This window comes from Ginsengibacter hankyongi (genome assembly GCF_008710285.1).
Taxonomy (GTDB): Bacteria; Bacteroidota; Bacteroidia; order Chitinophagales; family Chitinophagaceae; genus Ginsengibacter; species Ginsengibacter hankyongi.
Map to the genome: position 1 here is coordinate 188,747 of NZ_VYQF01000004.1, position 14,327 is coordinate 203,073.

At 38.0% G+C, this 14,327-nt stretch carries 8 protein-coding genes; all 8 read left to right on the forward strand.

Translation table 11 applies throughout. The annotated features are described in order from the left end of the window. Positions 1-38 precede the first annotated feature (38 nt). The 8 genes from gltB (at position 39) to FW778_RS15315 (ending at position 14,315) form a co-directional block, all read left to right on the forward strand. A complete protein-coding gene (gene gltB / locus FW778_RS15280) occupies positions 39-4,550 on the forward strand; it encodes a glutamate synthase large subunit (RefSeq protein ID WP_150415673.1) in 4,512 nt (1,503 codons plus the stop codon). Positions 4,551-4,608: 58 nt separating this feature from the next. After that, on the forward strand, positions 4,609-6,081 hold the full coding sequence (locus tag FW778_RS15285) for a glutamate synthase subunit beta (RefSeq protein WP_150415674.1): 1,473 nt from the start codon (positions 4,609-4,611) through the stop codon (positions 6,079-6,081). A gap of 245 nt (positions 6,082-6,326) precedes the next feature. Beyond that, complete coding sequence (locus tag FW778_RS15290) at positions 6,327-7,721, forward strand: ammonium transporter (RefSeq protein WP_150415675.1); 1,395 nt, start codon at positions 6,327-6,329, stop codon at positions 7,719-7,721. Between the two features lie 699 nt (positions 7,722-8,420). Next, positions 8,421-9,494 carry an outer membrane beta-barrel protein gene (locus FW778_RS15295; protein ID WP_150415676.1) on the forward strand — a complete coding sequence of 358 codons (1,074 nt, stop codon included), beginning with the start codon at positions 8,421-8,423 and terminating at the stop codon, positions 9,492-9,494. A gap of 44 nt (positions 9,495-9,538) precedes the next feature. Next, positions 9,539-11,080, forward strand: coding sequence for an ammonium transporter (locus tag FW778_RS15300; RefSeq protein ID WP_150415677.1), 1,542 nt, complete (start codon positions 9,539-9,541; stop codon positions 11,078-11,080). 62 nt (positions 11,081-11,142) lie between these two features. Beyond that, positions 11,143-12,354, forward strand: coding sequence for a Na+/H+ antiporter NhaA (gene nhaA, locus FW778_RS15305; RefSeq protein WP_202552276.1), 1,212 nt, complete (start codon positions 11,143-11,145; stop codon positions 12,352-12,354). 209 nt (positions 12,355-12,563) lie between these two features. Further along, positions 12,564-12,908, forward strand: a complete 345-nt coding sequence (locus FW778_RS15310; RefSeq protein ID WP_150415678.1) for a hypothetical protein — start codon at positions 12,564-12,566, stop codon at positions 12,906-12,908. A 138-nt stretch (positions 12,909-13,046) separates the two neighbouring features. Then, positions 13,047-14,315: an NRAMP family divalent metal transporter gene (locus tag FW778_RS15315; protein ID WP_150415679.1), complete on the forward strand. Its 1,269-nt coding sequence runs from the start codon at positions 13,047-13,049 to the stop codon at positions 14,313-14,315. The last annotated feature ends 12 nt before the right edge of the window (positions 14,316-14,327 follow it).

Consider the following 14,327-nt stretch of genomic DNA (forward strand, 5'->3'; position numbering starts at 1 on the left):
AAAGCAGGTTAAATTAATTCTTAATATTTAATATAAATATGGCCAATAAAGGTTTATACGCTCCGGAATTTGAACATGACTCATGCGGAATTGGATTTGTTGCTAATATAAAAAGCAATAAAAGCCACCAGATAATTTCTGATGCATTGACCATTTTAGAAAACATGCAGCACCGCGGAGCTTGTGGGTGCGAAGTCAATACAGGTGATGGAGCAGGAATTCTTATTCAGACACCACACGAATTTTTCTTTGATGAATGTATAAAGCTGGGGATTCATTTACCTACTTATAGCAAATACGGAGTAGGTGTTTTATTTTTCCCAAAAGATATAAGGCTAAGAGAAGAATGCCGCGATATTTTCAACCGTTCTGCAGAAACCCTTGGACTTGAAATAATGGGTTATCGCCGTGTACCTGTAAATACCGATGGTATAGGTCTTACCGCATTATCTGTTGAGCCTGAAATTGAACAGGTTTTTATTGCTTGTCCAGACCATATCAATAACCCGGATGATTTTGAAAGAAAATTATTTGTGTTAAGAAATTATGCCGCACAAACTATTAATAATACCGTAAGAAAAGATGCGATTGGATTTTATGTTGCCTCGCTTTCTTATAAAACAGTTATTTATAAAGGGCAACTTACAAGCCTTCAATTGCGTGGATACTTTCCTGACCTTAGCAATAAAAAAATTGTTTCTGCATTTGGATTAATTCATTCCCGTTTTGCTACCAACACTTTTCCATCGTGGAAATTGGCCCAGCCTTTCCGTTATATAGCGCATAATGGTGAGATTAATACTTTGCAGGGAAATTTGAATTGGCTTCGTACCAGTGAAAAAGGATTTGTGTCCCAATACTTCAGTAAAGAAGAAATGGAAATGTTACTACCCGTGGTAGAACAGGGTCAATCCGATTCTGCGAGCCTTGATAATATGATTGAATTGCTTACATTATGCGGCCGTTCTCTTCCACATGTTATGATGATGTTGATTCCTGAAGCATGGGATGGCAACGAGCACATGGATCCTGTTAAAAAAGCTTTCTATGAGTTTCATGCTTCATTTATGGAACCATGGGATGGGCCCGCTTCTATTTCGTTTACCGATGGAAGATTGATTGGAGCTACTTTAGATAGAAATGGACTTCGCCCTTCCAGATATTGTATTACAACTGATGATCGTGTTATAATGGCCTCAGAGACTGGTGTTCTTCCCATAGATCCCAAACTCATTAAAGAAAAAGGAAGGTTACAGCCAGGGAAAATGTTTGTGGTGGATTTAGAAGAAGGAAGAATTATAAGTGATAATGAAATTAAACAAAAAATCTGTTCGCAGAAACCATATAGTGAATGGCTCAATAAATATAAGATCCGTTTAGAAGAATTACCTGAACCAAGGGTTATGTTCACTCATCTCGAACATCAACAGGTATTTAAATATCAGAAAGCATTTGGCTATACAACAGAAGACCTTGATGTATTAATTGCTCCAATGGCAATTACAGGAAAAGAGCCAATTGGCTCTATGGGAAGTGATGTTCCATTAGCAGTTTTAAGCGACGAACCCCAGCACCTGAGCAGTTATTTTAAACAACTTTTTGCCCAGGTAACTAATCCTCCTATTGATCCTATAAGAGAACGGCTGGTAATGTCACTCGCAACTTTTGTGGGTAACAATGGTAATCTTTTACAGGAAGATCCTTTATCATGTCACTGCGTCGCTTTAAAACACCCGGTATTATCTAATCATGAATTAGAAAAAATAAGAAGTATAGATACCGGGATTTTCCAGGCAAAAACTTTACAGACGTATTTTATGGCTGATGGAAAGCCGGGTTCTTTGCAAAGAGGAATAGAAAGATTGTGCCGTTATGCGGTTGATGCTGTAGGAGATGGTTTTGAAGTTTTGATTTTATCAGACAGGGCAATTGATTCAGAACATGCTGCTATCCCTTCGTTATTAGCCACGGCTGCAGTTCACCACCATTTAATAAAAAAGGGTTTGCGTGGGCAGGTCGGTTTGGTTATTGAAGCCGGCGATGTATGGGAAGTGCACCACTTCGCTTGTCTTATTGGTTTTGGCGCTACCTGTATCAATCCTTACCTGGCTTTATCAACTATTCGTGATATGAAGATTTCTGGAAAACTCCAGACAGATCTCAATTCAAGTGAGCTCAAAAAAAATTACGTAAAAGCGGTTAACGATGGATTGCTGAAGGTGTTTTCAAAAATGGGAATCTCTACATTACAATCATACCAGGGCGCCCAAATTTTTGAGATCATTGGCATTAATAAATCCGTTATTGATAAATATTTTACAGGCGCCACTTCCAGAATTGAGGGAATGGGATTAGATGAAATTGCGAATGAAACTTTAATAAAACATTTCTTTTCTTTCAGCAAAAAAAATATTCCTAACGAACGGCTCACTGTTGGCGGATTATATCAATGGAAACGTAAAGGGGAATTTCATTTGTTCAATCCTCAAACCATTCACCTTTTGCAGTATTCAACTAGATCGAATGATTATTCAATCTTTAAAAAATATTCAAAGCTTGTGAATGACCAGGGTGAAAAAGCTGCAACGCTGAGGAGCCTTTTTCAATTTAAAAATAACCGCCCATCGATTTCTATAGACGAAGTAGAACCTGCCGAAAATATTTATAAAAGATTTGCAACAGGCGCAATGTCATTCGGCTCCATTTCATGGGAAGCACATACCACATTGGCTATTGCCATGAATCGCTTAGGCGGTAAAAGTAATACCGGTGAAGGCGGTGAAGATGAAATCAGGTATGAGAAATTACCTAACGGAGATTCGATGCGAAGTGCTATCAAGCAGGTTGCTTCAGCAAGGTTTGGTGTTACCAGTGAATATCTCACCGAAGCAGATGAATTACAAATTAAGATGGCGCAAGGTGCAAAACCTGGTGAAGGCGGACAGTTGCCGGGCCATAAAGTTGATGATTGGATCGGCAGGGTGCGTCATGCAACCGCGGGTGTGGGATTAATTTCACCACCACCTCATCATGATATTTATTCTATAGAAGACCTCGCACAATTAATTTTTGACCTTAAAAATGCAAACAGGAACGCCAGGATAAATGTGAAGCTTGTTTCTAAAGCAGGTGTAGGTACAATTGCAGCAGGTGTTGCAAAAGCAAAGGCGGATGTTATTTTAATTTCAGGCCATGATGGCGGGACAGGCGCTTCACCCATTAGTTCAATAAAACATGCGGGTTTACCATGGGAACTTGGCCTTGCTGAAACGCATCAAACGTTAGTTAAAAATAAATTGCGTAGCCGCGTTGTTGTGCAAACAGATGGCCAGTTAAAAACAGGCCGTGACATTGCCATTGCGACTTTATTGGGCGCTGAGGAATGGGGAGTTGCTACGGCGGCTTTGGTAGTAGAAGGTTGTATTATGATGCGCAAATGCCATTTAAATACTTGTCCTGTTGGCGTTGCCACTCAAAATCCGGAATTAAGGAAACGCTTTACCGGCGATGCAGATCACGTTGTTAATTTGTTTAAATTTTTAACCCAGGAATTGAGAGAGATTATGGCTGAGTTGGGCTTCAGAACAATTAATGAAATGGTAGGGCAGGTAGATTATTTGGAGAAAAGAGAAAATATTTCACATCCAAAGTTTTCTAAGCTCGATCTTTCACCGATATTATATAAAGAGCCTGCATCAAAGTTTACAGGCTTGTTTAAGTCCGAAGAACAAGACCACGGTTTAGCTGAAGTACTGGACTGGAAATTATTAAAAGCGGCCCAGCCTGCAATTGATCACCTTAAAAAAGTTAAGCAGTCTTTTGACATACAAAATACGGACCGGACAACGGGCACAATTTTGTCTAATGAAATTTCAAAAAAATATAAAGCAAAAGGTTTACCTGATGATACAATTCATTTCAAATTTACCGGTACCGCAGGACAAAGCTTCGCTGCTTTTAATACAAAAGGTGTAACACTTGAACTGGAAGGGGATGCTAATGATTATTTTGGCAAGGGATTGAGTGGGGCTAAATTAATTATATATCCTTCTAAGGATGCTGGTTTCGTTCCTGAAGAAAATATTCTGATTGGAAATGTTGCTTTTTATGGAGCTACATCCGGTGAAGCTTACATTCGCGGTAAAGCCGGCGAACGTTTTTGTGTTCGTAATTCAGGAGCAAATGTAGTAGTAGAAGGAGTAGGAGATCACGGTTGCGAATACATGACCGGCGGTTATGCGGTTATTTTAGGAGAAACAGGAAGAAATTTTGCTGCCGGAATGAGTGGTGGCATCGCCTATGTATACGATGTTCAGCACAATTTTGATTCTTTATGTAATAAAGAAATGGTAGACCTTGACAGTATTGACAGGGAAGACGAGAAATTATTACAGGAGATGATCAGTAACCATTATCGTTTTACGAACAGCACTGTCGCAAAATTTCTTCTTAATGATTTTGAAAACCAATTGAAAAATTTTGTAAAAGTATTTCCTAAAGACTATAAAAAAATATTGGTTGAAAAAAGACAGATGGTTGAAGTTAAGTAATACAAAGGCAATATTTATTCGCAGAGAAATTTATAAAAAAAATTTAATTGTTAGTTGAATGGCAAAACCAACAGGATTTTTAGAATTTACAAGAGAACTTCCGTACAAGAGGCCGCCCTCTGAAAGAGTAAATGATTATAATGAATTTGTAGAGAGATACACAGATGAAAAATTAAACCAACAAGCCGCACGATGTATGGATTGTGGTGTTCCTTTTTGTCACCATGGATGCCCGTTGGGAAATGTTATTCCTGAGTTTAATGACGCGGTGTACCGTAAGAGTTGGAAGGAAGCTTATGATATACTTACTTCAACTAATAATTTTCCTGAGTTTACCGGGCGTATATGTCCTGCTCCCTGCGAAACATCCTGCGTATTAGGTATCAATCAGCCTGCAATTACCATTGAGGAAATTGAAAAACATATTATCGAGATCGCATTTGATCATGGTTTTGTTAAACCAAAAAAACCGAACATAAGAACCGGTAAAAAAATTGCAGTTGTTGGTTCCGGCCCAGCGGGAATGGCAGCAGCAGCCCAATTGAATTATGCAGGCCATGCTGTTACTGTTTTCGAAAGGGATGATATGCCCGGAGGATTATTACGGTATGGAATACCAGATTTTAAATTAGAAAAATGGGTGGTGGATAGAAGAATTAAATTAATGGAGGAAGAAGGCATTGTATTTAAGTGCAGCGCAAATGTGGGTGTTGATATTAGCATTAATGATTTACTCAGAGAATATCATGCAATCGTTTTAGCCGGAGGTTCTACTATTCCACGGGATCTGACAATACCGGGAAGAGAATTAAAGGGTATTTATTTTGCCATGGACTTTTTAAAGCAACAGAACAAAAGGGTTGCTGATAAACTACTAACTGATCAAGACATTTTCGCAACGAATAAAAATGTGGTCGTGATTGGCGGGGGAGATACCGGCAGTGATTGCGTCGGTACTTCTAACAGGCATAAAGCAAATTCTGTAACCCAATTTGAACTGTTACCAAAGCCTCCTGATAGTCGGACTTCTTATATGCCCTGGCCAACCTACCCAATGTTAATGAAAACTACCAGCTCTCATGAAGAAGGAGCTCAGCGTCACTGGGCTATTGCTACCAAGGAATTTGTAGGAGATCAAAATGGTAATCTTAAGGCTTTGAAAATTGTTGATCTCGAATGGAAATTTACAGACGATAGTCGTCCGGCAAAATTTGTAGAAGTAGAGGGAAGTGAAACTGAAATTTCGTGCGAGCTTGCCCTCTTGGCTATGGGATTTGTTCACCCTCAACATACGGGGTTGCTGGAACAGTTAGAAATTGAACTCGATGAAAAGGGAAATGTTCGGGCTTCAGAAAAAAATTATCATACCAATATCGCAAAAATATTCACTGCAGGTGATATGCGCAGGGGACAATCATTAGTTGTCTGGGCGATTTCTGAAGGACGGGAATGCGCCAGGAAAGTTGATGAATATCTGATGGGGCATTCTTTGCTAGAAGCAAAAGACCAGAACATTTTACACAACGTATAATCTTCATTTTTAATAGTCATCTTCTAAACCTGCTTTAATGCAGGTTTTTTTTTCGTGTATATATAATACCCCTAATGTACCAAAATATTTATTCACACTAATTTTCAAAAAAGTTGAAAAATTCCTTAACTAATTAATTATCAGTGTTGGCTCAGTTTATGGCAACATATTATTATATTATATATATAATTTATTTGACTATTATTTTCCGATTTTATCAACTATTTTTGGATAAAAATATAAAAATGAAGAAAATAACACTTGGCAAAGCCGCTCCATTCATTATTTTAATGCTTATTTCCGTCCTGGCATTGTTTGTCCCTTCATTTGCAGAATATAATGCCCAGGGAAAATACAATTCAGCGGACATTGCATGGATTATAGTAGCTACAGCACTGGTGTTCTTAATGACGCCTGGACTAGCATTCTTTTACGGTGGTATGGTGCATAGGAAAAATGTGCTTTCCACAATGATTAAAAGTTTTGTAGCCACCGGGATTGTAAGTATATTATGGGTAACCGTAGGCTTCAGTTTGGCCTTTGGAAAATCTATAGGGGGGTTTATTGGGAATCCATTTACGCATGTTTTTTTCAAAGGAGTATTTTCAGGAGCACCATGGAGTTTAGCGCCCACTATTCCATTAATGCTTTTTGCGCTTTTCCAATTAATGTTTGCCATAATTACTCCAAGCCTGGTTGTTGGCGCTGTTGCTGAGCGTATTCGTTTTTCTTCTTATATTCTTTTTATTGTAATGTTCAGTCTTTTTGTTTATGCTCCGTTAGCACACTGGACATGGAATCCGGAAGGATTTTTATTTAAAATGGGGGTACTTGATTTTGCAGGCGGCACTGTAGTTCATATTTCTGCCGGATGCGCTGCACTTGCTGGTGCGATAGTATTAAAGCGCCGGACAGTACACTTGGAAAATAAAGAAATACCACCGGCTAACATTCCATATGTGTTAATTGGCACAGGTCTCTTGTGGTTTGGCTGGTTCGGCTTTAATGCTGGGTCTGCATTAGCCGCAAACTCGTTATCAGTTTCTGCTTTTGCAACTACAAATACCGCTGCCGCTGCCGCTGGTTTGGCCTGGATGTTTTTTGATGTTTTAAAAGGAAAAAAACCTTCAGTACTGGGATTTTGTATCGGAGCGGTTGTTGGCCTCGTGGCAATAACGCCGGCAGCTGGTTATGTTGCTATACCGCAAAGCATTTTCATTGGAGCAGTAGCTGCATTAATTTCAAACATCGCGGTATATTACAAATCAAAATCAATTTTAGACGATACACTTGATGTTTTTCCTTGCCATGGAGTTGGAGGAATTGTTGGCATGATTATGACTGGGATTTTTGCTACAAAAAATATTAATAGCGGCGGTAACAATGGTTTGTTCTACGGTAACCCGGCTTTCTTTTTTACACAATTGAAAGGTTTAGCCGTGGTGATTACTTACAGCTTTTCCGTTTCTTATGGAATATTTAAATTCATCAATTGGGTAATGCCAATGAGAGTTAGTAAGGCTGATGAAGAAATGGGATTAGATGCGTCTCAACATGATGAGAAATATTTGCAGGGCACTTTGCTGTTGAGAAATAGTAGTGTCGCAATGGAACTCGAAAAAACCATCCAGGATTATTAGCCTGCTGATAATAGATCTAAATTGTTAGACGAGAATGTTTAATTAATCATTATTGACATTAATTGAAACAATTAGCGTCATTTATATTATCTCTCCGTTTAAAATCCGATTTTTTTGTTCTCTTGTGAGAATAAAAAAATCGGATTTTGTGTTTTATCGCCAATCTTTATTTCCCCCTTCCTTGCAAGTTTACAAATGTGAATCGACCATTATTTAATATTTTATATTAAAAATATAAATATATAAAAATATTTATCAACATTGTAATTTTTAAAATGTGGATTAGTTTATAAAACATTGATAAATATATATTTAATAAAATTGTCATAGATATTATAAATATAAATATGTGAATTTTATTTCAGATAAATAGAAAAAATAAATATGTTTGACTTATGAATTTGAATAATATTGTGAAAATCGTGAAACTGGTAATTTACTTTATTGTTAAAATGTTATCTTTTCGTATGCCTGAGGGCCACAATTATTTAAATCCAAACACATTCCAGGATACTGCCAAAATCGCCTGGGATAAAAACACATATCCTTACTTTATGAAACACATTTGCAAAGTACGATGCTGGTAGAAATTAATGGTGCTTTTACCAAAAAAAGGAAAGGAGCATAACTGTTTATATAACTTCTGAGAAAAGTTAACCAGTTATACCCCTTTCATTATTAATCTTTAAATCTAAAACAATGTTAAGAAAATTTTTCTTAGGCGCAATCGTATGTTTAAGTTTTATTCAGAGTTTCTCGCAAGATTCCACACAAACTGCTGCACCAACTTCTCCTGCACCAACCATAACAGGATCAGTTGATGCATACTTCAGGTATAATTTTAATGATCCAAAATCCGGCGGACCGTTAAATGATTTAAATAATTATACCAGCTTTACAAATTCTCAAAATTCCTTCCAACTTGGAATGGCAAGTATAAGAGCCGATCATAGTTTTGGCAAGGCCAGTGCCACTATAGATTTAGGATTCGGTACCAGAGCAGAAGAGTTTTCTTATGGGGATCCTGCTCATCCTACATTATTCGCAGTTAAGCAAGCTTACGTAAGCTACGCTGTTTCCAGTAAATTTAAATTAACCGTCGGTAAATGGGCAACACATATAGGTTACGAAGTAACTGATGCTTACCTTAACCGGAACTATAGCATGGACTATATGTTTTCCTATGGCCCCTTCTCTCATACAGGTCTTAAAGCAGATATAGGGCTTGGAGCGAAAAGCGCCTTAATGCTGGGAGTGGCCAGCACAACGGATCATGTTGCTGACACCAGCTCAAGAAAATATGCTATTGGACAATTCAGTACCGGCACATCAAATGATAAAGTAAAGTTTTATCTTAATTACCAGGGTTCCTACGGTGGCGCGTATAGCGTTACTCAATTCGATGCGGTATTAACAGCGGCAATTACCAGCAAGTTTAGTATTGGATATAATGGCACTGTACAAACATTAAAACCTGAAGGCATGTCAAGTGCAAGCTGGTGGGGCTCTGCTGTTTACCTGACTGCCGATCCAACAACTTCATTCGGGATTACACTTCGTGCAGAATATTTCGATAATAAAAAAGCGGTGGTTGCTGCTCCCGCTACCAGCATATTTGACGTAACACTTTCGCCAAATTTCAGGGTCGGAAATCTCACCATAATTCCTGAATTAAGGTTAGATGCGGGAAAAGATGAAATTTTTGAAAAAAGCGATGACAGTCCCACTAAAACGACGGTTACGGGCATACTCGCCGCAACATATCATTTTTAACTCTTACCTAAACAATTTTACACACACCAAAAAAACCTTAAAAAATGAGATTATCTGATTTCACCAAAAGCCTTTACTTTTCGCGGAAAGGATTTTTCAAAATCTTTATTCCTTTTCTGATCATTTTATTTATTACCGTGGCAATTCCATCTTATGCGCAGGACGCAACAGGTGCAAACACAGGTACGGCAGCAGACGTTACTGCCACCGTTGCCGGTAAACCTACTTTGGAAGAAGTTGCCGCTTCTTCCGGTCATAATAAGATCGCGATAAACATCATGTGGACCTTATTAGCAGGATTTCTGGTAATGTTTATGCAGGCAGGATTTGCCTTGGTTGAAACTGGCTTTACACAAAAGAAGAATGTTGCCCATACAATGGGAATGAACTTCTTGGTATATGCCTTAGGTATGATCGGATTCTGGATTTGTGGGTTTGCTTTCATGTTTGGAGGCGCTTTAAACGCGGCCACATTGGGTGGAGCACCAGGCGTAGTTCCCCATGAATACATAGTCCACATATTTGGTAAAGATTTTGGAATTATCGGTACTGTTGGTTTTTTCCTAAACAGTAAAGTATATGATGTGGGTGTATTTGCCTTATTCCTTTTCCAGATGGTATTTATGGATACTACAGCAACGATACCCACCGGTTCTATGGCCGAAAGATGGTCTTTTAAATCATTCCTCATTTTTGGATTATTCATATCCATGTTTGTTTATCCACTCTTTGGTAACTGGGTTTGGGGCGGCGGATGGTTGTCCCAACTTGGAGTAAATTTTGGTCTAGGTCATGGACACGTTGACTTTGCAGGATCTTCAGTTGTACATATGGTGGGTGGAGTTGCTGCATTGGCAGGCGCAATAGTAATCGGTCCACGCATAGGTAAATATGGTAAAAGTGGGGAAGTAAATACCATACCAGGCCATAATATACCAATGGCAATTCTTGGCACATTTATACTTGCCTTTGGCTGGTTTGGTTTTAACCCTGGTTCTACCCTTGCAGGTGGCGACTATCGAATAAGCATAGTTGCTGTTAATACTATGATGGCCGGAACTGCCGGAACTTTATCAGCTTTACTTTTTATGTATGCCAAAGGCCAGAAGCCGGATCCCGGAATGTTGTGTAATGGATTACTTGCCGGTCTCGTAGCCATAACAGCTCCGTGTGCTTTTGTGAACTCCATAAGCTCAGTAATAATAGGCGCAATTGCAGGAATATTGGTTATTGTAGCTTACAACTTTGTAGATAGGAAATTAAAGATCGACGATCCGGTTGGAGCATTTGCAGTACATGGTGTAAATGGTGCATGGGGTGTCCTTTCCCTGGGACTTTTTGCCGACGGTTCTTATGGAGACGGGTGGAATGGAGTGCCCGGAACTGTAAAAGGATTATTTTATGGAGATGCAAAACAATTTCTTGCTCAGTGCATTGGAACACTAACGTGTTTCGTATTTGTGTTCGTGGTGATGTATATTTTCTTTAAACTTTCCAATAAGATCACTCCGATAAGAGTATCACCGGAAGCAGAAATTGGGGGGCTCGACATTCCTGAAATGGGAGTTCATGGCTATGTAGATTAATTTTTTTCATTTTCCGGAAGCGTTCTAATAAACGCTTCCGGAATTTTTTAAATAAAAGAGGTTTGACAAAATTCATCAGAAACGCAATTAACCCTGTAAAGCTGTTTATCGCAGACAGCCGGTTTACCGGAGTCTTGTTGCTTTCCTGCACTGCCGTTTCATTAATATTATCTAATTCATCAGCCGGTGAATGGTATAGAGGTTTATGGAATAGTGACCTGCATTATCATCTTCCTATTCAGCTTCCTCATTCCGGTCTGAAATGGATTAATGATTTTTTGATGGCCATTTTCTTTTTGTTTGCAGGGATGGAAATAAAACGTGAATTGCTGGTAGGTGAATTGTCTAGCTTTAAAAGGGCTGTAATGCCTTTCGGCGCCGCATTGGGCGGAATGATTGTTCCTGCGCTTATTTATTCTTCTTTTAATATTACTTCAAGCTTTGCACATGGATGGGGAATACCTACCGCCACAGATATTGCGTTTTCAATAGGTATTGCATCATTGTTTGGAAAGAGGGTTCCACAAAGCCTAAAAATATTTTTGATGGCCCTTGCCATTATTGATGACCTGGGAGCTATTGTGGTTATTGCACTCTTCTATGGTAACCATGTAAAATGGATTTTCCTGTTAGGCGGCGCCGTTGTATATGGTGCCATTTGGGCTGTTAACTATTTTAAAGTTAAACAGGGCATTGTCCAGGTCATTCTCTCATTGATTTTATGGTATATGATTTTTAATTCGGGAATTGAGGCAAGCATCAGTGGTGTATTAATTGCGTTTACCATACCGGTAAACTCTTTACCTAAATTTGAAACTGCTATCAGCAGGTTTGTAAACTTTATTATTTTGCCACTTTTTGCCTTGGCAAATACCGCAATATTATTACCACCAGATGTTGTATACTCCTTGCAAAGTTCAGTGGGTATTGGAATTATGTTTGGCCTTGTAATTGGCAAGCCCATTGGTATTTTTATTTTCAGCAGGGCTATGATTGCATTTAAAATTGCAAAGCTGCCTACCAACACAAACCTAAAGCAGTTATTAGGTGTAGGCTCTTTGGCCGGCATTGGATTTACCATGTCGATCTTTACGACCACGCTTGCATTCCAGGATGAGTTATTTAGAGACATTGCAAAAATTTCGATCCTCTCCAGCCTAGTATTATCTATGATTTTAAGTTTTATCTACTTTAAGATGATTGACAAAAAAATTGTAATACCTGCACACAAAAGGCCTCCTTTGGTACAACCGGCGCCACTGGCAATAGGTTAACAGGTATAGAAGAAATAGAATTTGCAACCGGTAATAAAATAGATTTGAAATATTTCCCTTTTGGAAACTTAAAGGCCTCTTCATTTCTATGGAAGGCTTTTTTAAAATAAGAGAGATATGAATTCAATACTTTAAATAAATAGAGTCATTAAAAAATTTAAAAGAATTTGCATAAATTGAATTGGTAGTGTTTAAACTTTGAAGCCATCATGTCCACGATAATAATTATTGCTTTTATTCTTGTAATTGTAATTGCCTGTCTATTTCTTGCATGGCGGGATGATAAAATAGGTGATCTCGAAAAAAGGGTTGAAATACTCGAACAACAGGCAAATAAAAAGATTGTGAGCAGGCTGTTTTTTGTTGAATTAAAATCAATCAACAGCGTGTTGGATACTTTAAATAATTGCTTTTACCAAATTGATAAAAACGGCGATTATGATATTGACACCGAATACAGGCTCGATGATGTAACCGATGAATGGTGGGATTCTTTATCAATCAATGATCTTGAAGTAGTTAATAAGATGAAGAATGCTAAGCCATTGACTTAAATTTTACAATACCAAATGGTTTCATGTTGCGTTAAATAACATTACCAGTTTGGGTTTAAGCCTTTGTGTTAGAATATTTAATTTATGCAGCTTTTTTAAACGAATGCTTGCTTCAATACTTTAATTGTTATTAATTATATGAACAGGCATAAACTGCATCCTTCACAATTAAGAAAGTTCTGGAAGGCTTTGGGTCCCGGACTTATTTCCGGCGCCAGCGATGACGATCCCTCAGCGATTACTACATTTTCACAGGCTGGTGCAAGATTTGGCCTCTCTACTTTGTGGGTTGCCATACTTTCTTTTCCGGTACTTGCTACTATACAGGAAATGTGCGCCAGAATAGGAATGGTAACAAAAAAGGGAATTGCCGGTGTAGTAAAAGCACATTATCCCAAATGGGTATTGTATGTTTTAATAGGGCTAAGTTGCCCGGCGTTCCTGCTTAACATGGGCGCCGATATTTCAGTGTTGGGCGAAACAGGAAATTTATTATTTCCACACATTGCGCCTTTGTATTGGAGTATTGCATTTACTTTATTATTGCTGTTATTGATGATTGTTCTTTCATTTCAAAGGCTTGCACGTGTTATGAAATTCGTTTGTTTAAGCCTCGTAGTATATGTTGTCGCTCCTTTTTTTTATCACCAGGATCTAAGTTCGATTTTGAAACATTCGTTTATCCCTTCCTTTCACTTTAATAAAACCTATATATTACTGATTACCGGTTTAACGGGCGCCATTATTTCTCCCTATTTATTTTTTTGGCAAACTTCCTCTGAAGCTGAAGAAGATAGGGTAGCTGATATCAATAAACCTGTAAAGAGAAAATTTTTTAGAGCCATGAGAATAGACATTATCACAGGAGCTTTTTTTGCAGTACTCATTATGTATTTTGTAATACTTACAACTGGCACTGTTTTACATAACAACGATATTTATGAAATAAATACAGTTGCTGAAGCAGCAGTTGCGCTAAAGCCTTTGGCAGGCAATGTAGCTTATATATTGTTTTCTATTGGAGTCATTAGCACAGCTTTTCTAATCATTCCTGTTTTAAGCGGATCTGTTTCTTATATTTTGTCAGAAGCCTTTAACTGGAAATCCGGTTTCAATAAATCGTTTGGCGAGGCAAAAGAATTTTATATCATTATTATTGTGGCGATGTGCCTTGGAATTATTATGCAGTTGCTGCGGATCAATGCAATAAAAGCATTACTTTTTACAACAGTAATTTATGGCATCATTGCTCCATTTCTAATTGGTATCATCATGCATATCTGCAACAACAAAAAGATCATGGGACAGCACATAAATAAAATCACGTCAAACTTAATAGGCATGGTAACGTTGTTACTGATGCTAGGTGTTCTTATAGTTTTAGGATATTTTTTGTTCATATTGTAACATTTGTTTTAA

Bases quoted from the DNA above. Each gene is read 5' to 3' on its own strand.
- FW778_RS15295 (WP_150415676.1), top strand. From the start codon at position 8,421: ATGTTAAGAAAATTTTTCTTAGGCGCAATCGTATGTTTAAGTTTTATT.
- FW778_RS15285 (WP_150415674.1), top strand. From the start codon at position 4,609: ATGGCAAAACCAACAGGATTTTTAGAATTTACAAGAGAACTTCCGTAC.
- FW778_RS15315 (WP_150415679.1), top strand. From the start codon at position 13,047: ATGAACAGGCATAAACTGCATCCTTCACAATTAAGAAAGTTCTGGAAG.
- FW778_RS15310 (WP_150415678.1), top strand. From the start codon at position 12,564: ATGTCCACGATAATAATTATTGCTTTTATTCTTGTAATTGTAATTGCC.
- FW778_RS15290 (WP_150415675.1), top strand. From the start codon at position 6,327: ATGAAGAAAATAACACTTGGCAAAGCCGCTCCATTCATTATTTTAATG.
- FW778_RS15300 (WP_150415677.1), top strand. From the start codon at position 9,539: ATGAGATTATCTGATTTCACCAAAAGCCTTTACTTTTCGCGGAAAGGA.
- gltB (WP_150415673.1), top strand. From the start codon at position 39: ATGGCCAATAAAGGTTTATACGCTCCGGAATTTGAACATGACTCATGC.